Origin of the sequence: Kitasatospora sp. NPDC094019, from assembly GCF_044764505.1 — a bacterium.
In the GTDB taxonomy this organism is placed as follows: Bacteria; Actinomycetota; Actinomycetes; order Streptomycetales; family Streptomycetaceae; genus Kitasatospora.
Genome location: NZ_JBIWIF010000010.1, coordinates 1 through 21331, shown reverse-complemented (window position 1 = coordinate 21331; position 21331 = coordinate 1). Strand labels below are relative to the sequence as shown.

The window sequence follows — 21331 nt, the reverse complement described above, 5'->3', positions numbered from 1 at the left end:
ATTCCGCTAACCGGAACAGGATTGCGCGTGCGGGCGCAACGACCGTCTCGATTCGCATATTTGTCGACAGTCGGACGACCCCTCGGACACCCGGTGGGCCGCTAGGTGTCACCCCCGCTTTCCCCCTCGGTCGCCGGCCCGTCGCCGCCCTCCACCGCCCGCCGCCCCCGCAGGGCGTCCACGATCCACCCGGGCACCGCCTCACCGAAGCCCGCCCCGGTGCCGGCACCCGCCTCCTCCGGCACCCCGGCCCGACCTCCCGGCGCCCAACTGAACCTGGCCGTACCGCGACTCAGGTCGTGCCCGACCGAGCGGGCGTCGATCTCGACCCGGCTGCGCTTCGCCTCCCCCTCCGCCCACTCCCGCACCCTCAGTCGCCCGCTCACCACCACCGGGTCGCCCTTCGTCAACGAGTCGATCAGATGCCCGGCCAGCGAGCGCCACGCCGTCACCGTGAGCCACTGCGTCTCGCCGTCGACCCAGACCTCCCGGGCCCGGTCGTAGCGCCGCTCGGTCGAGGCCAGCCGGAAGTTCGCCACCGGCACCCCGCCGGGGGTCAGCGCGTACGTCACCTCCGTGGCGACATTCCCGATCACCGTCACCTGCGTACCGTTCACTGCCACGCTCCGCTCTCCTTGTTGCACCGTACGGAATCGACCGGCACAGCGAGAGAGTGCGCTTCTCGGGAAATCCGCGCAGCAGAGATCGGAAATCCTGTGGACAAAACGGGCCTGTGGAAAACCGCTGTCGCCCGCAGGGGTGAATTTCGGCCTTTGTACGACCGGCGCACCCTAACTCTGCGCGGCCATGACAACAAACGAAGGCCCTCGCACGGCCCCCGACACCCCCAGGGGTGGCCGCGCCGACCGTCCGCGCACGTCATCCGACCGAAGGAACCCGAATACGGCCCCCCACCCGCGTCGACACCGCCCCGGCCGCGGCGCTTTCTCCGTGCCGAATCCATAACGGGTGGGCAGACAGCCCCGTAACGAGTGCACAACGTCCGGCGCCGAAGACGGCCAGAGCGCTGCACACACGGCGTTCACCTGCGATTATCGGACCGCTCCACCGAGGCCGACACACCAACGGCGGTGTCGTAACACCCGGCCGAGGAACGGGGCACCCTTATCCTGTCCCCTGACAGGCAGGGACCCGCCACCCCCCACACCCCGTCCTCAGGCACGGGGACGGACAGCGGGCGCCGCGCGCCCACCGCCCGATCCCGGCAACGGTCACGCCCTCCGGGCGCCGCCCGTCCCGCCCCCATAGCTCAGCGGATAGAGCACCCGCCTTCTAAGCGGTAGGTCGCAGGTTCGAATCCTGCTGGGGGCGCCACGCACCTCGCGCCGCCGGCCCTCCCGGCAGTTCGCGCATTACCCGTACCGGTCAATTGCGGACGCACCGCGGAGCGACCCGCCCCGCTTCGACACCCAGCGCGCATAAGCCGTGACCAAGCGTGTCATGCACTCCCCGAAAAGCCCCGGCCGAGGAATTCCGGCGCCGTAAACACCTCCGGCGAACACCCGCCGCGCACCTCGCGCCGACGGCCCGTCGTCAGCTCGCGGCCAGTCCCGCGAGATAGGCGTCCAGCAGTTCCACCTGCCGCTCCGCCGGGAACTCCCCCGGGGCGAACAATGCCTGCACCACCAGCCCCAGCACGAAGCCCTGCGCACCCGCCGCCACCGCCTCGGCCCCCGGCCCGGCCGGGAGTTCGCCCAACCGCCGCGCGTCCGCCACGCACTCCGTCAGCACCCGCCGCGAACGGGCGTACCGAGCCGCGTGCGCCTCCGCCAGCTCCGGGTCCGCCAGGGCCACGCCCCACGAACCGACCCAGATCCGATTGCCCGCCCGACCCGGCCCGTCCAGGGGCAGGATGTCCAGCAGCGCCGCCCGCAACCGGGCCAGCCCCGCCGCCGGCGGCGGCCCGCCGTCCGCAGGCACCAACCGCCGCGGCCGCTCCAGCGAACGCCGGTCGAGCAGCTCCAGCGCGTGCGAGACCAGCGCCTTCTTGCTGGGGAAGTAGTGCGTCAGCAGCCCGGTGGTGGCTCCCATCTCGGCGGCCACCGCACGCAGCGTGAGCGCCTCGAAACCCCGGGTCGACAACACCCGCCACACCGCCTCCGAGACTTCGGTCCGGCGGGCTTCGTGATCTCCACGGGCGGGTGTCATGGGGTTATCTTACGTACCGAACGTTTGTTACGCATGACGCACCGATCCGACCGATCCTCGTTGCGAAAGGCCCGCCCATGTTCGCCGTCCCCCTCTCCGAGAACGCCGAGCTCCGCCCGCTGGAGCCGTGGCACGCACCCGAGTACCTGGAGCACATCGAGCGCGGCCGCGCCCACATCGACGCCTGGATCAACTGGGCCAGCCTCGCCACCGACCTCGACTCGGCCCGCGCCGTCCTCCAGCGCTACGCCGACCGGCAGGCCGCCGACACCGCCCGGCTGTACGGGATCTGGCTGGACGGGACGCTGGTCGGCGGCGTGATGTTCGTCCAGTTCGACGCCAAGAACGGCAGCTGCGAGATCGGGGTCTGGACCGAGCCCGCCGGCCAGGGCCGGGGTCTGGTCGGCACCGCCGTCCGGCACCTGATCGACTACGCCTTCACCGTCCGCGGCATGCACCGGATCGAGTGGCACAACAAGCCGGACAACCTGCGCAGCCGCGCGGTCGCCCAGCGGATGGGCTTCACGCTGGAGGGCGTGCTGCGCGAGAGCTACCTGCACGACGGCCGCCACCAGGACGGCGAGGTCTGGTCCCTGCTCACCCACGAGTGGAAGCCCCAAGGCGCCCCCACCGGCTGAGCCCCGCGCAGACCGGCGGGGCCCGGTGGACGGATCCACCGGGCCCCGCGCCGCGTCCGCCCTCAGACGGCCCGCTCCCGCTCCCCGCCCGGGCGCAGCCGCAGCGCCAGCAGCAGGGCCAGCACCATCACGCCGGCGGCCGAGAGGAAGACCGTGTCCACGGCGTCCACGAAGCCCGCCACCGCGTGTTCCCTGGCCGCGCCGGACAGCCGGCCGACCGCGCCCAGCGGCACGCCGGGCTCGTTCGCGGTGAACACCCGGGCGAGCACCGTGCCGAAGACCGCCGCGCCCAGCGCGCTGCCCATGGTCTGGAAGAACCGGACGCCGGTGGTGGCCACCCCCAGCTGGTGCGCCGGGGCGGCGAGCTGGACCACCGTGATCAGGTGCCCGATCAGCTGGCCCAGACCGACGCCGAGCAGCAGCAGTTCGGCCCGCACCAGCCACAGCGAGGTCCCCGAGCCGCTCAGCCCGAGCAGCAGCAGCGCCGTGGCGGAGCAGACGGCGCCCGCGGCCAGCACGGCGCGGACCGACACCCCCCGCGCCTCCAGCCGGTTGACCACCAGCCCGATCGCGGTCATCCCGACCGCCATCGGGATCAGGTAGAGGCTCGCCGAGGTCGCGGCGACACCCCGGGCGACCTGGAGGTAGAGCATCACGTACATGATCGCGCCCATCATCCCCATGCCGACCAGGCCCTGCAGCGCGAAGCCGATCCGGATCTCCGGGATCCGGAACAGCGACAGCGGCAGCACCGGGTCGGCGGCGGTGGCCTGGCGGCGGAGGAAGAGCAGGAACACCAGCACGGTTCCCGCGGCCAGGCCGAGCAGTTGCGGGGAGGTCCAGCCGAAGGTCCGGCCACCCCACTCGGCGACCAGCAGCAGACCCGTGACGGAGGCGGCGGCCAGGGTGGCGCCGAGGAAGTCCGGCCCGCGCCGGCCGGTCCCCGCGGGCAGCCGCAGCACCAGCGCTGCCCCGACCAGGAGCAGCAGGCCGACCGGCAGGTTGACGTAGAAGATCCAGCGCCAGTTCAGGTGCTCCGCGAGCAGCGCGCCGATCAGCGGGCCGACGGCCATACCGCCACCGGCGACGATCCCGCCCGCGCCACCGCCGCCGCCGGCCTCGTCCGGGTTCCTCAGCTGGGCCATCACCACCATGGTCACGCTCATCAGCCCGCCGCCGCCGATGCCCTGGACCGCCCGGAACGCGATGAGCTGCTCCATCGAACCGGCGGCGCCGCAGAGCGCCGAGCCGACCAGGAAGGTACCGACCGCGCCGATCAGCACCCGCTTCGCCCCGTAGAGGTCGCAGAGCTTGCCGTAGAGCGGCAGCAGCGCGGTGGCGGCCAGCGCGAACGCGGTGACCAGCCAGGGCAGCCGGTCGACGCCGTGCACCGGGTCGAGGTCGCGGACGATCGGCACGGTGGCCGCCGACACGATGTTCGTGTCGAGCACCGCCAGCACGATCGTGACCAGACAGAGCAGCATGCCCAGTTTGCGCTGCGACTCGGTCATCAGCGCCGGTGCGGTCGCCCCGGACACGGTCGGCGCCGGTGCGGTCGGCGATGTGGTCACGGCCATCGGAAGTCCCCCTGGGATCGCGGAGTTCGGGCGACGGGACGCCCGGCGCCGGACCGGTCCGACCCGGCGGCGCGGCACCACCATGGCAGGCTTTTTTGACTCGGTCAATTCTTCGTCCAGCTACATATTTGATCCTGGTACAGTCATGGCATGACGAGAATCGAGGTCGACCCCGGGGCCGACATGGCCGGACTGGGCCTGCGGGAGCGCAAGAAGCTGCAGACCGCGATCCGGATCTGGCGGACCGCCATCGCCCTGTTCGCCGAACGCGGCTTCGACGAGGTCTCGGTGGCCGAGATCGCCGCCGCCGCCGAGGTGTCCAAGATGACCGTCTTCAACTACTTCGCCACCAAGGAGGACCTCGTTCTCGGGCCGATGGAGCAGCACATCGACGAGCCCGCCCGGGTGGTGCGCGAAGCGGCCCCGGACGTCCCGGCGGTCACCGCGCTGCACGCTCAGTACGTCGCCGCGCTCGCCGCCTTCGACCCGGCGTCCGGCCTGAGCGACCAGCAGCAGGTGGTCGACGTGATCCGCCTCGTCCACAGCACCCCCGTGCTGGCGCAGCGGGCCCAGGCCGGGTTCGGCGCCGGGGCCCGGACGGCGCTCGCCGCCGAACTGCTCGCCCGGGACCCGGAGCACGACCCGCTGCTCGCCCGGGTCGCCGCCGCCCAGCTGCTCGGCACCCGGCTGACGCTGACGGAGGAGAACCAGCGCCGGATGATGGCGGGCGACCGGGCGGCGGACGTCCTGCCCGAGGCCCTGGCCAACGCCGACCGGGCCTTCGGGCTGGCCGCCGACGGACTCGGCGACTACGGCGCCACCCGGTCCTGAGCCGCACCGCCGGACCCCGGGAGACCGGACTCTGCGAGAGTGGCCGCACCCACACCCTCCCGGAGGTGCCCATGGCCACCCGGCCGCCGCTGACGCGCGACCGCGCCCCGCTGCCCACCGAGACCGAGGGCCTCAACGCCCACGTCGGCGAGGACGGCGTCGCGGTGCTGGAGTTCGACCGCCCGCACCGGCGCAACGCCGTCACCCTGGCGATCTGGCAGGCCCTGCCGGAGGTGCTGAAGCGGCTGGCCGAGGAGCCGGGCGTGCGCGCGCTGCTGGTCACCGGCGCGGGAGGCACCTTCAGCGCCGGTGCCGACATCGACGAACTGGCCCGGGTCTACGGCGATCCGGACCGCGCCGACGCCTACCACGCGGTCAATGTCGCCGCCGAGGAGGCCCTGGCGGCGTTCCCGCACCCGACCCTCGCGGTGGTGCACGGCGCCTGCGTCGGCGGCGGCTGCCAGCTGGCGGTCGCCTGCGACCTGCGCTTCGTCGCCGAGAACGCCCGGCTCGGCATCACCCCGGCCAAACTGGGCGTGGTCTATCCGGCGGTGCCCACACTGCGGCTGGCCCGGCTGGTGGGCCCGGCCCGCGCCAAGTACCTGCTGTTCTCCGGCGAGTTGCTGTCCGCGCCGGAGGCGGCCGAGCTCGGGCTGGCCGAACGCGTCCTGCCCGCGGCCGAGCTGGACGCCGCGGCGCTGGCGTTCGCCCGGCTGCTGACCACCCGCTCGCCGCAGACCATCGGCGCGGTCAAGGCCGCGCTGGCGGTGCCGCCGGAGCGGGCGGCCGCCGCCCTCGCGCCCTGGGAGCGCCGCTCGCGCGAGGCCCCGGACGTCCGCGAGGGCCTCGCCGCCTTCCTCGAACGGCGCCCGCCCCGGTTCTGACCGGGCGCGCCCACGAACCCCGGGGCGGAGCCGGGCGGGCCTGGACGGAGCCGGGCGGGCCTGGACGGAGCCAGCGGGGCCGGGGGCGAAACCGGCCGGGCCGATACGATCATGGGACCGATCCGCAGCCGAACCCCGCCTGGAGCGCCACCCCGATGACCACCGCGACGACCGCCGACACGCCCGCGACGGCCCAGGCCCGCCGGATCACCGACGGCCTGGAGCCGAAGAACGTGATCATCGCGATGCTGCTCCTGCTCGGCGGCCTCCGCTACGGCTGGACCGGCCTCGCCTGGGCGGCGTTCGCGGCCGTGTTCACCGCCGTCCTCCCGACCCTGTTCATCCACTACGGCATGCGCCGGGGCACCGTCGGCGACCGGCACGTGGGCCACCGGCAGCGGCGGCTGACGCTCTTCCCGCTGATCATGGCCTCGGTCGCGGCCGGCCTCGTGGTGATGCTCGTCGCGGACGCCCCGCGCGACCTGACCGCGACGGTGGTGGCGATGCTCGCCTCCCTGGTCCCGATCCTGGTGATCACCGTCTGGTGGAAGATCTCCGTGCACACCGCCGTGGCGAGCGGCGCGACGGTCTGCCTGGCCGTCGCGCTCTCGCCCTGGTGGCTGCTGCTCTACCCGCTGGTCGCGGCGATCGGCTGGTCCCGGGTGGTGCTGCGGGACCACACCACCGCGCAGACGGTCGCCGGCACGGTGGTGGGCGCCCTGTCGGCCGGGCTCACCTTCTGGTTCGCCCGCTGACCCCCGGCCCCGCGCGGGCCGACCCCGGCCCGGCCGCGGGAGGTCAACGGATCGGCAGCCCCGAGACGGCCCGGGCGATCACCAGCCGCTGGATCTCGCTGGTGCCCTCGAAGATCGAGTAGATCGCGCTGTCCCGGTGCATCCGCTCGACCGGGTACTCCCGGGTGAAGCCGTTGCCGCCGAGGATCTGCATCGCCTGCGCGGTGACCCACTTGGCGGTCTCGCCCGCGTAGAGCTTGGACATCGAGCCCTCGGCCGAGGTGAACGGCTGGTTGGTGGCGGCCATCCAGGAGGCCCGCCAGACCAGCAGCCTGGCCGCGTCGATCCGGGTCTTCATGTCCGCCAGCTGGAAGGCGACACCCTGGTTGTCGATGATCGGTCGGCCGAACTGCACCCGGGTCTTCGCGTAGTCCAGCGCCACCTCGTAGGCGGCCCGGGCGATCCCGATCGCCTGCGCGCCGACGGCGGGCCGGGACGCCTCGAAGGTGGCCATCGCGGCGTTCCGCCCGGACTTGCGGACGCCCTCCCGGGCCCGGGCGAGGCGCTCGTCCAACTTCTCCTTGCCGCCGAGCAGGCAGTGCCCGGGCAGCCGGACGGAGTCCAGCACCACCTCGGCGGTGTGCGAGGCCCGGATGCCGTGCTTCTTGAACTTCTGGCCCTGGCTCAGCCCCGGGGTCCCGGGCGGCACCACGAAGGACGCCTGCCCGCGCGCGCCGAGCGCCGGGTCGACGGTGGCCACCACCACGTGGACGGCGGCGATCCCGCCGTTGGTGGCCCAGGTCTTGGTGCCGTTCAGCACCCACTCGTCGGTGGCCTCCTCGTACACGGCCCTGGTGCGCAGCGCGGAGACGTCGGAGCCGGCGTCCGGCTCGGAGGAGCAGAACGCCGCCACCTTGACGTCGTCCGGGGTGCCGAACATCTGCGGCGCCCAGGTGCCGATCTGCTCGTCCGTGCCGTTGGCGAGCACCGCGACGGCGGCGAGGGTGGTGCCGACGATGGACAGGCCGATGCCCGCGTCGCCCCAGAACAGCTCCTCCATGGCGATCGGGATGCCGACGCCGGAGGGGTCGAAGTACTGCTGGGCGTAGAAGTCCAGGGAGTAGATGCCGAGCTTGGCGGCCTCCTGGATGATCGGCCAGGGGGTCTCCTCGCGCTCGTCCCACTCGGCGGCGGCGGGCCGCACCACGTCGGCGGCGAAGCCGTGCAGCCAGTCGCGGACGGCGATCTGGTCCGGACCCGGGTCCAGCGAGAAGGTGCTCATGGTGGGGGCCTCCGAAGGTGGGTGCGACCGAAAAGGGTGCGACCGGGGATTCGACCGAAAGTGCGACCGACCGGGGTGTTACCACCGGTAACATCATCGGAGTCTGCTACTGCTTGGTAACCGGTGTCAACGCCGGTACCGGAACCCCCGGCACGGAAGCGAAGGAACAGCGCATGGACCCAGAGCCCCGCCGGGAGCAGCTGCTCAACGCCGCCGACCGGGTCGTCCAGCGCGAGGGGCCGGGCGCGAGCATGAACGCCATCGCCGCCGAGGCCGGCATCACCAAGCCGATCCTCTACCGGCACTTCGGCGACCGGAACGGCCTGATCCGGGCCCTGACCGAACGCCACACCGGCGGGCTGCTGGCCGCCGTCCGGGCCGCGCTGGCCGAACCGCTGGAACGCCGCGACCGGGTCGAACACGTGCTGGACACCTACCTCGCCGGGATCGAGTCCCGCCCGCAGGTCTACCGGCTGCTCACCCACCCCGAGCCCGGCGACCCCAGCGGCGCGGGCAACGCGCTCGCCCCCGCCCTGCGGCAGATCGCCGAGGAGATCACCCGGGCCGTCGCCGGCCAGGTCGACCTCGGCGCCGACCGCGAGCTGCTCGCCGAGGTCTGGGGCCGCGCCATCACCGGCATGGTGCTGGCGGCCGGGGACTGGTGGCTGGAGTCCCGCCCCTGCTCGCGCACCCGGATGGTCCAGGCGCTCGCCGACCTGCTCTGGGGGCGGCTCGCCGCCGCCGCCGACCTGCCGACCGCCGCCCTGCCCGCCGGACCGGCCACGGCCACGGCCACCGACATGGGCATCGGACCGGGTACCGGACCGGCCGACCGGCCGACCGGCTGACCCGCGCGCCTCCCCCGACACCCCTTCCCCCTGGCGCGTTCTCCTCCGGGTCCGCCCCGCTCCCTTGTGCGGCGCGGGCCCGGCGGGCATCATCGGGCCCCACCCCCGCCCGCCCCGGAGGTCCCGATGCGCCTGCACCGCACCGCCGTTGCCCTCCTGATCGCCGCCGCCCTCGCCCTGCCCGCCGCTCCGGCCCGGGCCCATTCCCCCTCCCGCGCACCGGCGTTCCCCACCGGCACCGCCACCGCCCCCGACGGCCGCACCGACCTCACCGACGCCGCCGGCCGCCGGCTCCGGCTGCGCGGTTTCAACCTCGACAAGTACGCCGAGGCCACCGATCGGGACCTCGCCGCGATCGCCGCCCGGGGCTTCGGCCTGGTCCGGCTGCCGGTCTCCTGGACCAGACTGGAACCGGCCCGGGGCCGCCTCGACCCGGCCGAACTCCGACGGCTGCACCGGCTCCTGGACGCGGCCGACCGCTCCGGCCTGCTCGTCCTGGTCGACCTCCACCAGGACGTCTACGGCCCGTACTTCGGCGGCGGGGACCGGGGCGTCCCGCCCTGGGCCACCCGTGACGACGGCCTGCCGTTCGAGCCCGACCCCGACGACTGGTTCGCCGGCTACTTCCAGCCCGGCGTCCAGGCCGCCTTCCGGCACCTCTACGACGACCCCGACCTGCGCGCCTGGCAGGCCGACTTCTACACCCGGCTGGCCCGCGAACTGCGCGGCCACCGCTCGCTGCTGGGCTACGACCTGTTCAACGAGCCGTTCGGGCCGGTGGACGGCGACCCGGCCGACCCGGAAGTGCTGGCCCGCGCCGCCGCCGAGCTGGAACAGGACCGGCTGCCCGCCATGTACCGGCGGCTGATCGCCGCCGTACGCCGGGCCGACACCCGCGCCTGGCTGTTCGTCGAACCGACCGTCCTGGTCGGCCAGGGCGTCCCCACCCGGCTTCCCGGCTTCACCGACCCCCGCCCCGGCGCGCCCCGGCTCGGCTACGCGCCGCACTTCTACGACACCGCCGTCGAGTCCGGCGCCGACTGGGACCCGGCCGGCGGCTTCGTCGAGCGCTACACCGCCGCGATCACCGCCTACCCGACCGCCCACCGGCTGCCGGTCCTGGTCGGCGAGTGGGGCCCGCCGAACTCCCGCACCCCCGGCAACACCCTGCTGGTCCGCCGCCAGGTCGACGCGATGGACGGCTTCGCGGGCGGCTGGACGCTCTGGTACTGGTGCCGGGGCAACGGCGGCTACTGCGCCCTCGACCCGGCCGGCCGGCCCGCCCCGGGCGAGGAACCGGCGTTCGGACCGTACCCGGTCGCCACCGCCGGCACGGACGCCCGCACCGGCACGGACGGCGGACGGCACACCGTGCGCTGGAACGCCGACGGCACCGGCCGGAGCACCGAACTCGTCCTCCCGGCCGCCGTGTTCCCCAGCGGCGCCCGGGTCACCGTCCGCCCCGCCGGCGCCCTGACCGAGGTCGAGCAGCCGGCCGGCGACCGGGCCGGACGCGCCCGGATCCGGCTCCCGCGCGCCCGCCCGGGCACCCCGGTCGAGGTCACCCTCGAAGCCCGCTGAGCGTCGGCCCGACAGCCCGACAACCCGGCGGTGCGGCCCGACGCCGCACCGCCGGGCCGACGCCCCCGCTACAGCAGCCCGCGCCGGGCCAGCAGCGGGCCGGTCTCCGGGTCGCGCCCGACCACCGCGCGGAAGGAGTCCAGCGCGTCCCGGCTGTCGCCGCGCGCCAGCAGCTCGCGCCGGAACACCTCGCCGCTCTCGCGCACGCTCCGCCCGCCGGCCTCGAACCACTCCACCGTGTCGGCGTCCAGGACCTCGGACCAGATGTAGGCGTAGTAGCCCGCGCTGTACCCGCCGGCGAAGATGTGCCCGAAGTACGTGGTCCGGTAGCGCGGCGGGACCGCCGCCACCGCCAGCCCGGCCTTCGCCAGCGCCGCCGCCTCGAACTCCTCGGCGTCCGCCACCTCCTGGCCCTCCGGCAGGGTGTGCCAGGCCCAGTCCAGCAGCGCCGCCGCCAGGTACTCGACCGTGCGGAAGCCCTGCCCGAACGACTCCGCCGCCTCGATCCGGCCGACCAGCTCGGCCGGCAGCGGCTCGCCGGTCACGTGGTGCCGGGCGTAGTTGGCCAGGACCTCCGGCCGCACCATCCACATCTCGTTGACCTGGGAGGGGAACTCCACGAAGTCCCGCGGCACGGCCGTGCCCGCGAAGTACGGGAAGCGCACGTCCGAGAACAGCCCGTGCAGCGCGTGGCCGAACTCGTGGAACAGCGTCCGCACCTCGTCCCAGGACAGCAGCACCGGCTCCCCGGGCGCCGGCCTGGCGATGTTCAGGTTGTTGTAGACCACCGGCCGCTGGCCCAGCAGCCCCGACTGGGTGACCAGTTCGTCCATCCAGGCGCCGCCGCGCTTGGACGCCCGGGCGTGGAAGTCGCCGAGGAACAGGCCGAGGGCGGAACCGTCCGCGTCGAACACCTCGAAGACCCGCACGTCGGGGTGGTAGCCGACCAGGTCGGGGCGCTCGGTGAAGCTCACCCCGTAGACGAGGTTCGCGGCGAAGAAGACGCCGTCCCGCAGCACCCGCTCCAGCTCGAAGTACGGGCGCAGCGCCGCCGCGTCCACCTGGTAGGAGGACTGCCGGACCTGCTCCGAGTAGTACGCCCAGTCGTGCGCGGCGATCTCCTCGACACCGTCGGCGGCGGCGACCTTGGCCAGCTCGGCGGCCTCCCGGCGGGCGTTGGCGACGGCCGGCGGCACCAGCCGGGCGAGCAGCGCGTCCACCGCCTCCACGGTGCCGGCCGTCTCGTCGGCCACCACGTAGGCGGCGTGGGTGTCGTACCCGAGCAGCCGGGCCCGCTCGGCGCGCAGCGCGGACATCCGGATCGCCAGCGGGCCGTTGGTCGCGGCGGCCCGGCCGAGCGAGGCGGTGAGCAGCCGCTCGCGCACCGAACGGTCGGTGAGCGAAGCCAGCTCGGTCTGGTTGGAGAAGTTCTTCAGGCTGAGCACATAGGTGCCGTCGCGCCCGAGCGCGCGGCCGTTCTCGGCGGCGGCCGCGATCGCGTCCGGGGAGAGGCCGGCCAGCTGCTCGGCGGAGTCCAGCACCAGCGCGCGGGCCTGCGAGTCGGCCGACACGTTCTGGCGGAACTCGGAGGCGGCGCTCGCCAGTTCGGCGTTGATCCCGCGCAGCCGGTCCTGCTGCTCGGCGCCCAGCAGGGCACCGGCCCGGACGAACGCGGTGTACCGGCGCTCCAGCAGCCGCAGCGTCTCCGGGTCCGGCTCCGGCTCGGCCCGACGGGCGTGGAGCTCCTCGATCCGGGCGAACAGCGCGGCGTCCAGGTGGATCGCGTCCCGGTGCGCGGCCAGCCGGGGGCTGATCTCCGCGTCGATCCGGTCGACCTCGGGGGTGGTGTCGGCGGAGGAGTGGTTGTCGAAGACCCCGCGGACCCGGCGCAGCAGCGCCCCCGAGCGCTCCAGCGCGACCAGGGTGTTCTCGACGGTCGCCGGCGCCGGATCGGCGGTGATCGCGGCGATCTCGGCCAGCTGCTCGGCCATCCCGCGCTCGAAGGCGGGCAGGTAGTGCTCCGGCCGGATCTCGGCGAAGGGCGGCAGTTCGTGGGCCAGGGTGCTGGCCGCGAAGAACGGGTTCTCGGTCATTCCGCCGACCTTACGCCGTGTCATCGGCGCTGCCTACGCCTCCTCCCGGCCACCGGCGCGGGCACGGCCGGGGCGCGCTCCGGCCCGGTCGCCGAACGGCCCGGCTCCGGTTGTCGTACCCTCCCGCTACCGTCGGCACCGACCGGCCGTACGCCCCCGGACGGTCACCGTCCGTACGAGAGGAGGAGCCCCGTGGCACCCAGGACCGCCCTCGCCCCCGACCCGCACGGCCCCGGCGGCCGGCTCCAGCCGCTCGACGAGGCGGGCACCCCGCTCGGCCCGCCCGTCCACGTGCCCGACCTCGCCGCCGCCGTCGCCGAACGGGAGGCCGCCGAGCACCCGCGCTGGGTGTGGGCCGCCGCCGAGTCCGGCTACGACCCGCTGCTCCCCCGGCTGCCCGGGCGGCTCGCCCGCTGCCACGACCTGCGGCTGGTCGAGGCGCTGCTGCTCGCCCACGAGGGCCGCTTCGGCGCCCCCCGGTCGCTGGGCGCCGCCTGGGCCCGGCTGCGCGGACTGCCGGTGCCCGCCGACCTGCCCGAGCCCGGTTCCGCGGAGGCCGACGACGGCCAGGACACCCTGTTCGCCCCCGACCGGCTCCAGCTGCCGCCCGGCACCGACCCGCTGGCGGCCGTGGTCGCCGTCCACGCCGAGCAGCAGCGCCGACTCGCGGCGATCGAGGACCAGGAGGCCCGGGGCCGGTACCGGCTGCTGCTGGCCGCCGAGTCGGCGGGCGCGCTGGCCGCCGCCGAGATGGGCCACGACGGCCTGCCCTGGCGGACGGAGGTGCACGACCGGCTGCTCACCGAGCTGCTCGGCCCCCGCCCGACCGTCCCCGGCGCCCAGCCGCGGCTGCTCGCCGAGCTCGCGACCGAGCTCCGGGAGGCGCTCGGCGGCCGCACCTTCAACCCCGACTCGCACGCCCAGGTGCTGCGCGCCTTCGCCGAGGCCGGGATCCAGCTCGGCTCCACCCGCTCCTGGGAACTGAAGCGGATCGACCATCCGGCGGCCCGGCTGCTGATCCGCTACAAGGAGCTGTCCCGGCTCCACGTGGCGCACGGCTGGGCCTGGCAGGACGCCTGGGTGCGCGACGGCCGGTTCCGCCCCGAGTACGTGGTCGGCGGCGTGGTCTCCGGCCGCTGGGCCAGCCGCGGCGGCGGCGCGCTCCAGATCCCGCGCATCCTGCGCCGCGCCGTGGTCGCCGACCCGGGCCGGCTGCTGGTCGTCGCCGACGCCGCCCAGCTGGAGCCGCGGGTCCTCGCCGCGCTCTCCCAGGACACCGGGCTGGCCCGCACCGCGGCCGGCGGCGACCTGTACGAGGCGCTGGCCGCCTCCGCCTTCCAGGGTGACCGCGACAAGGCCAAGCTCGGCCTGCTCGGCGCCATGTACGGCCAGACCAGCGGCGACATCGGCCCCCTGCTGGCGACCCTGCGCACCCGCTACCCCACCGCGATGGGCTACGTCGAGGCGGCCGCCCGCACCGGCGAGGACGGCGGCGTGGTGACCTCCCGGCTGGGCCGCCCGTGCCCGCCCGCCTCGGCCGACTTCCTCGACCTGACCGAGGCGGGCGAGGCCGGCGGCGAGGAGGGCGGCCGCCGGGCCCGCTCCCGGGGCCGGTTCACCCGCAACTTCGTCATCCAGGCCAGCGCCGCCGACTGGGCGCTGGCGCTGCTGGCCGCGCTGCGCCGCCGGCTGGCCGAGCTCCCGGAAGCCTCAACGGCGGACCGCCCGCACCTGGTGTTCTTCCAGCACGACGAGGTGATGGTGCACACCCCGGCCAATCTGGCGGACGAGGTGGCGGCGGCGGTCGAGGCGGCGGCGGACGAGGCCCGACGGCTGGTCTTCGGCGAGACCCCGGTCCGCTTCCCGCTGAGCACCGCCGTGGTGGAGTGCTACGCCGACGCCAAGTAGCCGCCGCCGGCCGTCGCCGCTGTCACCACCACCGCCACCGGCGCTCACAGTTTGCGGAAGTCGCGTGCCTCCTCGGCGGCGGCGACCACCTCGGCCAGCGCGGCCCCGGTCGAGGCCGTCACCGCGGCGGCGACGGCCCCCTCCACGAACGGCGCGTCGACCACCACGGCCCCGGGGCGGGGCTCGTCCTCCAGGACGGTCAGCGCGGTCAGCACCGAGCTCCCGAGGTCCGGCAGCACCACGACCCCCGCCCCGGAGTCCGCCGCCACCACGGCCCTGGCGATCAGCTCGTAGCTGCTGCCGAGCCCGCCGTCCTCGGTCCCGGCCGCCACCAGCACCCGCACCTCCGCCGAGGCGAGCTCACCCAGCAGTTCCCTCAGCCCCCCGGCCAGCGCGGCGCTGTGCGAGACCAGGACGATGCCCACGTGTCCACTCATGCCCCGACCCTAGGGGCCGCCGGCGAAGCCGCGCCGGACCGGCCGCAGATTGCTCCGAACGGGTGAGGCTCCGCCCGGCGGGCCGGATCCGGGACGCCGGACGCCCGTCCGGCGTAGCGTCGGGTCAGCACCGTCGGCCGAGGGGAGCGCGTACACCGTGAAGAAGCTCATCAACACCGCGGACACCGTCCTGGAGGACGCGCTGGCCGGAGTGGCCGCCGCACACCCGGAGCTGGCGGTGGACCTGGCCAACAGGGTGATCACCCGGGCGGTGCGGCCGTCGGCCCCCAAGGTGGCCCTGGTGTCCGGCGGCGGGTCCGGGCACGAGCCGCTGCACGGCGGCTTCGTCGGTCCCGGCATGCTGGACGCGGCCTGCCCCGGCGAGGTCTTCACCTCGCCCGTCCCGGACCAGGTGCTGGCCGCCGCCGAGGCCGTGGACTCCGGTGCCGGCGTGGTCTTCGTGGTCAAGAACTACACCGGTGACGTGATGAACTTCGAGCTCGCCGCGGAGCTGGCCGCCGAGCGGGGCATCGAGGTCCGCACCGTGCTGGTCGACGACGACGTCGCCGTCGAGGACTCCACCTGGACGGCCGGCCGGCGCGGCACCGGCGCGACGGTGGCGGTGGAGAAGATCGCGGGCGCGCTGGCCGAGCGCGGCGCGCCCCTGGACGCGGTGGCCGCCCTCGGCGAGCGGGTGAACGAAGCCTCCCGCTCGTTCGCGATCGCGCTGACCGGGGCGACCGTCCCGGCGGCGGGCCGGCCCGGCTTCGAACTGGCCGAGGACGAGATCGAGGTCGGCGTGGGCATCCACGGCGAGCCTGGCCGGCGCCGGGAGAAGCTCCGCCCGGCCCGCGAACTGGTCGCCGAGGTGGTGGCGACGATCCTCGCCGATCACCACCTGGGTGCCGGGGACGAGGTGATCGCCCTGGTCAACGGGCTGGGCGGGACGCCGCTGCTGGAGCTCTACATCGTGTTCGGCGAGGTCACCGCCCGACTGGCCGAGCAGGGCGTCACGGTGGCCCGCAGCCTGGTCGGCAACTATGTGACCAGTCTGGACATGGCGGGCTTCTCGCTCACCCTCACCAAGGCCGACGCCCAGTTGCTGGAACTGTGGGACGCCCCGGTGGACACCCCGGCCCTCAAGCGCGTCTGAAGCCGCGAGCCGCCGCCCACCACCGCCCGAACGCCCCGAACGCCCCGAAGGAGTCATCCCCATGGACGTCGACACCCGTCTCGCCGAGGACTGGGTCCGTGCGATCGCCGCGGCGGTCGAGCGGGAGGAGGAGCGGCTCACCGAGCTGGACTCGGCGATCGGCGACGGCGACCACGGCAGCAACCTGCGCCGCGGCTTCGCCGCCGTGCTGGCCGTCCTGGACGGCCCGGACGCGCCCGCACCGGACGGCGGCCCGGGCGCGGTGCTGACAAGGACGGGCACCATCCTGATCTCCAAGGTGGGCGGCGCCTCCGGCCCGCTCTACGGCAAGGCATTCCGCGCGATGGGCGCCGCGCTGCCGCCGCCCGGACAGCCGTCCGCCGACCCGGGCGGGCTGGGCGAGGCACTGGCCGCCGGGCTGCGGGCGGTCCGGGACCTCGGGCGGGCCGCGCCGGGCGACAAGACCCTCGTGGACGCCTGGACGCCCGCCCTGGACGCCTACCGGGAGGCGGTGACCGCCGGGGCCGGACTGCGGGAGGCCACCGAGGCGGCGGCCGGGGGCGCCGAACGGGGCGCCCTGGACACCGTGCCGCTGGAGGCCCGCAAGGGCCGTGCCTCCTACCTCGGCCCGCGCAGCGTCGGCCACGAGGACCCGGGCGCCCGCTCCACCGCCCTGCTCTTCCGCGCCCTGGCCGAGGCCACCGCCGCCCGGACGGCCGACGACCGGGCCGAAGGCCGCGCGCCCTAGGGCTGCACCGTCCAGACCGGGTCCGTGCGGGTGACGAGCAGCAGCAGCGCGTCGTCCCGCAGCTCGCCCCCGGTGTGCGCGAGCAGGTCGGCGTAGACCCGGCCGACGGCCGCTTCGAGCTCGGCGGCGGAGCGGGCCGCACCGCGCACCAGCGGCCCGACCCGTTCGGCCAGCGGGTAGAACTCACCGTTCTTCCGGTGCCTGGCCTCGATCACCCCGTCGGTGCACAGCACCAGCACGTCCTCGGTCCCGAACGCCTGGTCCCAGGTGCTCGGCTCGCCGTGGGCCAGTCGGCCGAGGCCGAGCGGCACCCAGGGGTCGGGGGCGTCCAGCACGTGCGCCCGGCCGTCCTGGTCGACCCGGATCGGCGGGACGTGCCCGCACTGGAGCAGTTCGACCACACCGGGTCGGTGGAACTCGGCGAACAACGCGGTGGTGAACTCACCGTCCGGCACGTGCCGCTCCACGCTGGCCTCGATCCTGGCGGCCACCCCGCAGAGCCCGGCCTCGTCGTACGCGGCCTCGCGGAAGGCTCCGAGCACCACGGCGGCGGTCTGCACCGCGCCCAGCCCCTTGCCGCGCACGTCGCCGACCGCGACCCGGGTGCCGTGCGGGGTCTCCAGGACGGAGTAGAGATCGCCGCCGATCTTGGAGGCGTCGGCGGCGGAGACGTACCGGACGGCGAGGCGCAGCGGCCCGACGGCCGGGCCGGGCAGCCGCAGCAGGGCCCGCTGGGCGGCCTCCGCGACGGAACTGACCGCGGCGAAGGCGGCGGCCCGGCGCATCCTGATCCTGGCCACCCAGGCGGAGAAGAGCGTCAGCAGCAGGTAGCTGATCATCGCGCCCCAGAGGAACCGGGCGTCGTTGATGGTGTCGACCTCGTCGTAGTGGCTGAGGCCGAAGACGGCGAGCAGGCCGAGCGCGCAGACACCGAGCAGTTCGAGCGGTCGCAGGGTGAGCGCGGCGATGCTGGGGACGACGGTCATCAGGGGCGCGAGGTAGCGGTCCCGGCCGGAGTAGAGGTCCGCCAGCCCGACCACCAGGATCGCGAGCAGGGCGGGTGCGGCCCGGCGCCAGAACGGGATGTCGAGCAGGTCGACGGCGAGCAGCGCGCCGCGCCGCCGGGCCGGCGGCTGCCCGGCGCCGGTCGGATCGGACGGCGACTGGGCTCGACGGATCGGAAACACATATCGAACATAACGGACGATCAACCCGCCCACCTGCGCACCCCGGGGCGCGGGCGCCGTCACTCCAGCGACTGTGCCGAAAGGTACCAAAGCACCCGATTTGTCATACAGTGCGACGAAAGCGGATCACACAAGGGAGCCCTCACCGGTGTCCGGATACCGCAACACCCCCCACCTCTCCGCCCCGCCCGTGCGCCGCTCGGCCCGCCCCGCCCAGTGGCCGCGGATCCTCCTCGGCGGACTGCTGCTGTGGATCGCGACCGTCGCCGTCACCTTCCTCACCGGCAACAGCAACCTGGTGCCGACGATCGTCCTGCTCGGCAGCTTCCTCGTCCCGGTCACCGTGGCGACCCGCGCGTACGAACGCCACGCCACCGGCCTCGGCGCCGACCGGATCCTCGGCTGCTTCGGCGTCGGCGGCCTCATCGGCGTCCTCGGCGCCTCCGTCCTGGAGACCTGCCTGCTCTCCCCCACCGCCTGGACGCACCTCGGCGTCGGCCTGATCGAGGAGGCGGCCAAACTGACCGCCCTGATCCTGGTCAGCCGCCGGCTGCGGGTGAGCGGCCTGCGGCACGGCCTGGTCCTGGGCGCCACCGTCGGCGCCGGCTTCGCGGCCTTCGAGAGCGCCGGCTACGCCTTCAACGCCGTCCTCACCACCGACGGACTCTCGCTGCGCAACCTGGTGGAGACCGAGATCCTGCGCGGGATCCTGGCGCCGGTCGGTCACATCCTGTGGACCGCGCTGCTCGGCGGCGTGCTGTTCCGCGAGCGGCGGGGCGGCCGGTTCCGCCTCACCGCGCCGGTCCTGCTGACCTACCTGGGCGTCTCGCTGCTGCACGCGCTCTGGGACTCGATGAGCGGCATCGCGGTCTGGCTGGTGGCGCGGAGCACCTCCGCCGACTGGCAACGCGCCCTGTTCGAGCTCGGGCGCCTGCCGAGCGCGACCACCGAGGAGGTCCACCTCTACACCCTGTACGACACGGCCGGGCTGATCCTGGTCGCGCTCGGCGGGCTGTCCTGGCTGCACCTGCTGGTCCGCGGCGACCGGCGGCCCCCGATCCCGGCCCAGCTCCCGTCCGCCCCGCTCTGAGACCCGCCGCCCCGGACCGGACCACCGGCACCGCCGGATCGCCGGACCCCGGAGCCGCGGACTCCAGGACTTCGGAGCCCCCGGACTCCAGAACTCCGGAAGCCCGGAACTTCGAGCGACTCTCGAACGACTTCCTGGAAGGCTCCGGGGCCGCACCCCGAATCCGCCCGCGCCACGGCGCGGATTCGAGCACAGCGTGTCCAGCCACCTACGCTCTGCTATCGGAACCCGATTCGGCTCGCCCGAACGGCAACCGGAATGCGATCCACACCACAAATTCCGCACTCCTACGGAATACCCCTTAGGGGTATGGTGTTCCCAAGAGCAGGGCCCGGGCGTACGCTCGCGGCCGTACCGAACTTCTCGGAGGCCCCGATGTCCAGCACCATCACCTACACCGTGACCGGCATGAGCTGCGGACACTGCGAGAACTCGGTGAGCAAGGAGCTCGCCGAGCTCGCCGGGGTGACGGAGGTCTCCGCCGACGCCAAGGCCGGCACGGTCACCGTCTCCACCAGCGACCAGCTGGACGACGAGCTGGTCCGTGCCGCCGTCGACGAGGCCGGCTACGAGCTGGTCGGCCGCGCGGCCTGAGAGCCCTCTTCGCGTGGCGGGGGCGCGGTCCGAGAGCCCCCGCCGCGCCCTCTCCCCAGGGCGTGTCCTGCGGATCACTGCCGGGGCCGCGACGCCGGAGCACGCACCTCGCCGCGTTGTCGTCGGTCGCCAATGGCCCCCAGCCTTGGGCCGGGAGGAGCCCCCTCCGCAGTGGCTCCCTCCTCCGCCTTGCGATGCACGCACCCCACCGCACCGGCCTACCCGACAAGATCCACAAGACACGCCCTAGGAGCTGATCAGCACATGAGCACCTCCACCCCGGGCTCCGCCGCCCCGGACGCGGCGAGCGCCATAGCCGGCCCGGCGGGACCGACCGCCGTCCGCGAGCGCGTCGAACTGTCGATCGGCGGCATGACCTGTGCCGCCTGCGCCGCCCGGATCGAGAAGAAGCTCAACCGGATGGACGGCGTCGAGGCGACCGTCAACTACGCCACCGAGAAGGCCAGGGTCGACTTCGGGCCGGACGTGAGCGTCGCCGACCTCATCGCCACCGTCGAGAACACCGGCTACACCGCCGAACTCCCGCCCCCGCCCGTGCCCGTCGCCCCGGCCGAGGCGCCCACCGGGACCGACGCCACCGGGCCGGCCGACCCCCTGCTCGACCGGCTGCTCGTCAGCGCCGTGCTCAGCCTGCCGGTGGTCCTCTGGTCGATGGTCCCGGCGCTCCAGTTCACCAACTGGCAGTGGCTGGCCTTCGCCCTCACCGGCCCCGTCGTGGTGTACGGCGGCCTGCAGTTCCACCGGGCCGCCTGGACCAACCTCAAGCACGGCGCCGCGACCATGGACACCCTGGTCTCGCTCGGCACCCTGGCCGCCTTCGGCTGGTCCTTCTGGGCCCTGTTCTGGGGCGACGCGGGCATGCCCGGGATGCGGCACGAGTTCTCGTTCTCGGTCGGCGACACCGACGCCTCGTCCATGCTCTACCTGGAGACGGCCTCGGCCGTCACCGTGCTGATCCTGCTCGGCCGCTACCTGGAGGCCCGTTCCAAGCGCCGTGCCGGGGCCGCGCTGCACGCCCTGCTGGACCTCGGCGCCAAGGACGTCGCCGTCCTCCAGGACGGCCGCGAGGTCCGGCTGCCGGTCGACCGGCTCACCGTCGGCACCCGCTTCGTGGTCCGTCCCGGGGAGAAGATCGCCACCGACGGCGTGGTGGTCGAGGGCGCCTCCGCCGTCGACGCCTCGATGCTGACCGGCGAGTCCGTGCCGGTCGAGGTCGCCGTCGGCGACACCGTCACCGGTGCCACCGTCAACGCCGGCGGCCGCCTCGTGGTGGAGGCCACCCGGGTCGGCGCCGACACCCGGCTCGCCCGGATGGCCCGCCTGGTCGAGGACGCCCAGAACGGCAAGGCCGCCGCCCAGCGCCTCGCCGACCGCATCTCCGCCGTCTTCGTCCCGGTGGTCATCCTGATCGCCCTCGGAACCCTGACCGCCTGGCTGCTGGCCACCGACAGCGCGACCGAGGCGTTCACCGCCGCGGTGGCGGTGCTGATCATCGCCTGCCCGTGCGCCCTGGGCCTGGCCACCCCGACCGCCCTGATGGTCGGCACCGGCCGCGG

At 74.5% G+C, this 21331-nt stretch carries 19 protein-coding genes and 1 tRNA gene; 13 read left to right on the top strand and 7 right to left on the bottom strand.

What is annotated here, in order from left to right:
- Window positions 1–101 precede the first annotated feature (101 nt).
- On the bottom strand, window positions 102–623 hold the full coding sequence (locus ACIQ9P_RS22700; protein WP_402358943.1) for a single-stranded DNA-binding protein: 522 nt from the start codon (window positions 621–623) through the stop codon (window positions 102–104).
- Between the two features lie 636 nt (window positions 624–1259).
- On the opposite strand from ACIQ9P_RS22700, the gene ACIQ9P_RS22695 reads away from it, so the two are divergent.
- Window positions 1260–1335, top strand: a tRNA-Arg gene (locus ACIQ9P_RS22695).
- Window positions 1336–1554: 219 nt separating this feature from the next.
- Here the strand turns inward: ACIQ9P_RS22695 and ACIQ9P_RS22690 are convergent.
- Entirely contained in the window at window positions 1555–2169 is a 615-nt protein-coding gene (locus ACIQ9P_RS22690; RefSeq protein ID WP_402358940.1) for a TetR/AcrR family transcriptional regulator, read from the bottom strand.
- Between the two features lie 77 nt (window positions 2170–2246).
- Here ACIQ9P_RS22690 and ACIQ9P_RS22685 point away from each other — a divergent pair, with 77 nt between their 5' ends.
- Window positions 2247–2807 (top strand): GNAT family N-acetyltransferase, encoded by a 561-nt coding sequence (locus tag ACIQ9P_RS22685; protein ID WP_402358937.1) that lies wholly within the window; start codon window positions 2247–2249, stop codon window positions 2805–2807.
- Between the two features lie 62 nt (window positions 2808–2869).
- Here the strand turns inward: ACIQ9P_RS22685 and ACIQ9P_RS22680 are convergent, their stop codons facing one another.
- Window positions 2870–4384, bottom strand: a complete 1515-nt coding sequence (locus ACIQ9P_RS22680) for an MFS transporter (protein WP_402358934.1) — start codon at window positions 4382–4384, stop codon at window positions 2870–2872.
- 150 nt (window positions 4385–4534) lie between these two features.
- Here ACIQ9P_RS22680 and ACIQ9P_RS22675 point away from each other — a divergent pair, with 150 nt between their 5' ends.
- From ACIQ9P_RS22675 to ACIQ9P_RS22665, 3 genes are all read left to right on the top strand, one after another.
- Window positions 4535–5215, top strand: a complete 681-nt coding sequence (locus ACIQ9P_RS22675; RefSeq protein ID WP_402358931.1) for a TetR/AcrR family transcriptional regulator — start codon at window positions 4535–4537, stop codon at window positions 5213–5215.
- Between the two features lie 71 nt (window positions 5216–5286).
- The gene (locus tag ACIQ9P_RS22670) at window positions 5287–6099 is read left to right on the top strand and encodes an enoyl-CoA hydratase/isomerase family protein (protein WP_402358928.1); all 813 of its coding nucleotides are present in this window, start codon (window positions 5287–5289) and stop codon (window positions 6097–6099) included.
- Between the two features lie 155 nt (window positions 6100–6254).
- Window positions 6255–6854, top strand: coding sequence for a hypothetical protein (locus tag ACIQ9P_RS22665; RefSeq protein ID WP_402358925.1), 600 nt, complete (start codon window positions 6255–6257; stop codon window positions 6852–6854).
- Between the two features lie 43 nt (window positions 6855–6897).
- Here ACIQ9P_RS22665 and ACIQ9P_RS22660 read toward each other — a convergent pair whose 3' ends face one another.
- Window positions 6898–8115 carry an acyl-CoA dehydrogenase family protein gene (locus tag ACIQ9P_RS22660; protein ID WP_045939259.1) on the bottom strand — a complete coding sequence of 406 codons (1218 nt, stop codon included), beginning with the start codon at window positions 8113–8115 and terminating at the stop codon, window positions 6898–6900.
- Between the two features lie 173 nt (window positions 8116–8288).
- Between ACIQ9P_RS22660 and ACIQ9P_RS22655 the strand changes: the two genes are divergently transcribed.
- Both ACIQ9P_RS22655 and ACIQ9P_RS22650 read left to right on the top strand, forming a co-directional pair.
- Window positions 8289–8963, top strand: a complete 675-nt coding sequence (locus ACIQ9P_RS22655) for a TetR family transcriptional regulator (RefSeq protein ID WP_402358922.1) — start codon at window positions 8289–8291, stop codon at window positions 8961–8963.
- A 126-nt stretch (window positions 8964–9089) separates the two neighbouring features.
- Window positions 9090–10544, top strand: a complete 1455-nt coding sequence (locus tag ACIQ9P_RS22650) for a cellulase family glycosylhydrolase (protein WP_402358919.1) — start codon at window positions 9090–9092, stop codon at window positions 10542–10544.
- A gap of 68 nt (window positions 10545–10612) precedes the next feature.
- On the opposite strand, the gene ACIQ9P_RS22645 is transcribed toward ACIQ9P_RS22650, so the two are convergent.
- Window positions 10613–12637: a M3 family metallopeptidase gene (locus ACIQ9P_RS22645; RefSeq protein WP_402358916.1), complete on the bottom strand. Its 2025-nt coding sequence runs from the start codon at window positions 12635–12637 to the stop codon at window positions 10613–10615.
- 192 nt (window positions 12638–12829) lie between these two features.
- Between ACIQ9P_RS22645 and ACIQ9P_RS22640 the strand changes: the two genes are divergently transcribed.
- Window positions 12830–14545 (top strand): bifunctional 3'-5' exonuclease/DNA polymerase, encoded by a 1716-nt coding sequence (locus ACIQ9P_RS22640; RefSeq protein WP_402358912.1) that lies wholly within the window; start codon window positions 12830–12832, stop codon window positions 14543–14545.
- 44 nt (window positions 14546–14589) lie between these two features.
- Here the strand turns inward: ACIQ9P_RS22640 and dhaM are convergent, their stop codons facing one another.
- On the bottom strand, window positions 14590–14982 hold the full coding sequence (gene dhaM, locus ACIQ9P_RS22635; RefSeq protein WP_402358909.1) for a dihydroxyacetone kinase phosphoryl donor subunit DhaM: 393 nt from the start codon (window positions 14980–14982) through the stop codon (window positions 14590–14592).
- A 157-nt stretch (window positions 14983–15139) separates the two neighbouring features.
- Here dhaM and dhaK point away from each other — a divergent pair, with 157 nt between their 5' ends.
- Window positions 15140–16135, top strand: a complete 996-nt coding sequence (gene dhaK / locus ACIQ9P_RS22630) for a dihydroxyacetone kinase subunit DhaK (protein WP_402358906.1) — start codon at window positions 15140–15142, stop codon at window positions 16133–16135.
- A gap of 61 nt (window positions 16136–16196) precedes the next feature.
- Entirely contained in the window at window positions 16197–16883 is a 687-nt protein-coding gene (gene dhaL / locus ACIQ9P_RS22625) for a dihydroxyacetone kinase subunit DhaL (protein WP_402358903.1), read from the top strand.
- On the opposite strand, the gene ACIQ9P_RS22620 is transcribed toward dhaL, so the two are convergent.
- The gene (locus tag ACIQ9P_RS22620) at window positions 16880–18070 is read right to left on the bottom strand and encodes a PP2C family protein-serine/threonine phosphatase (RefSeq protein WP_402358900.1); all 1191 of its coding nucleotides are present in this window, start codon (window positions 18068–18070) and stop codon (window positions 16880–16882) included. The two genes, dhaL and ACIQ9P_RS22620, sit on opposite strands and share 4 nt — an antisense overlap.
- Window positions 18071–18218: 148 nt before the next feature.
- On the opposite strand from ACIQ9P_RS22620, the gene ACIQ9P_RS22615 reads away from it, so the two are divergent.
- From ACIQ9P_RS22615 to ACIQ9P_RS22605, 3 genes are all read left to right on the top strand, one after another.
- Entirely contained in the window at window positions 18219–19160 is a 942-nt protein-coding gene (locus ACIQ9P_RS22615) for a PrsW family glutamic-type intramembrane protease (protein WP_402358897.1), read from the top strand.
- Between the two features lie 375 nt (window positions 19161–19535).
- A complete protein-coding gene (locus tag ACIQ9P_RS22610; protein WP_402358894.1) occupies window positions 19536–19754 on the top strand; it encodes a heavy-metal-associated domain-containing protein in 219 nt (72 codons plus the stop codon).
- 264 nt (window positions 19755–20018) lie between these two features.
- The coding region (locus ACIQ9P_RS22605; protein ID WP_402358892.1) for a heavy metal translocating P-type ATPase at window positions 20019–21331 on the top strand (1313 nt) is incomplete at its 3' end.

Coding starts and splice junctions, on each gene's coding strand:
- ACIQ9P_RS22665 (WP_402358925.1), top strand. CDS start 6,255: ATGACCACCGCGACGACCGCCGACACGCCCGCGACGGCCCAGGCCCGC.
- ACIQ9P_RS22610 (WP_402358894.1), top strand. CDS start 19,536: ATGTCCAGCACCATCACCTACACCGTGACCGGCATGAGCTGCGGACAC.
- ACIQ9P_RS22680 (WP_402358934.1), bottom strand. CDS start 4,384: ATGGCCGTGACCACATCGCCGACCGCACCGGCGCCGACCGTGTCCGGG.
- dhaL (WP_402358903.1), top strand. CDS start 16,197: ATGGACGTCGACACCCGTCTCGCCGAGGACTGGGTCCGTGCGATCGCC.
- ACIQ9P_RS22685 (WP_402358937.1), top strand. CDS start 2,247: ATGTTCGCCGTCCCCCTCTCCGAGAACGCCGAGCTCCGCCCGCTGGAG.
- ACIQ9P_RS22660 (WP_045939259.1), bottom strand. CDS start 8,115: ATGAGCACCTTCTCGCTGGACCCGGGTCCGGACCAGATCGCCGTCCGC.
- ACIQ9P_RS22690 (WP_402358940.1), bottom strand. CDS start 2,169: ATGACACCCGCCCGTGGAGATCACGAAGCCCGCCGGACCGAAGTCTCG.
- ACIQ9P_RS22655 (WP_402358922.1), top strand. CDS start 8,289: ATGGACCCAGAGCCCCGCCGGGAGCAGCTGCTCAACGCCGCCGACCGG.
- ACIQ9P_RS22650 (WP_402358919.1), top strand. CDS start 9,090: ATGCGCCTGCACCGCACCGCCGTTGCCCTCCTGATCGCCGCCGCCCTC.
- ACIQ9P_RS22645 (WP_402358916.1), bottom strand. CDS start 12,637: ATGACCGAGAACCCGTTCTTCGCGGCCAGCACCCTGGCCCACGAACTG.
- ACIQ9P_RS22675 (WP_402358931.1), top strand. CDS start 4,535: ATGACGAGAATCGAGGTCGACCCCGGGGCCGACATGGCCGGACTGGGC.
- ACIQ9P_RS22670 (WP_402358928.1), top strand. CDS start 5,287: ATGGCCACCCGGCCGCCGCTGACGCGCGACCGCGCCCCGCTGCCCACC.
- dhaM (WP_402358909.1), bottom strand. CDS start 14,982: ATGAGTGGACACGTGGGCATCGTCCTGGTCTCGCACAGCGCCGCGCTG.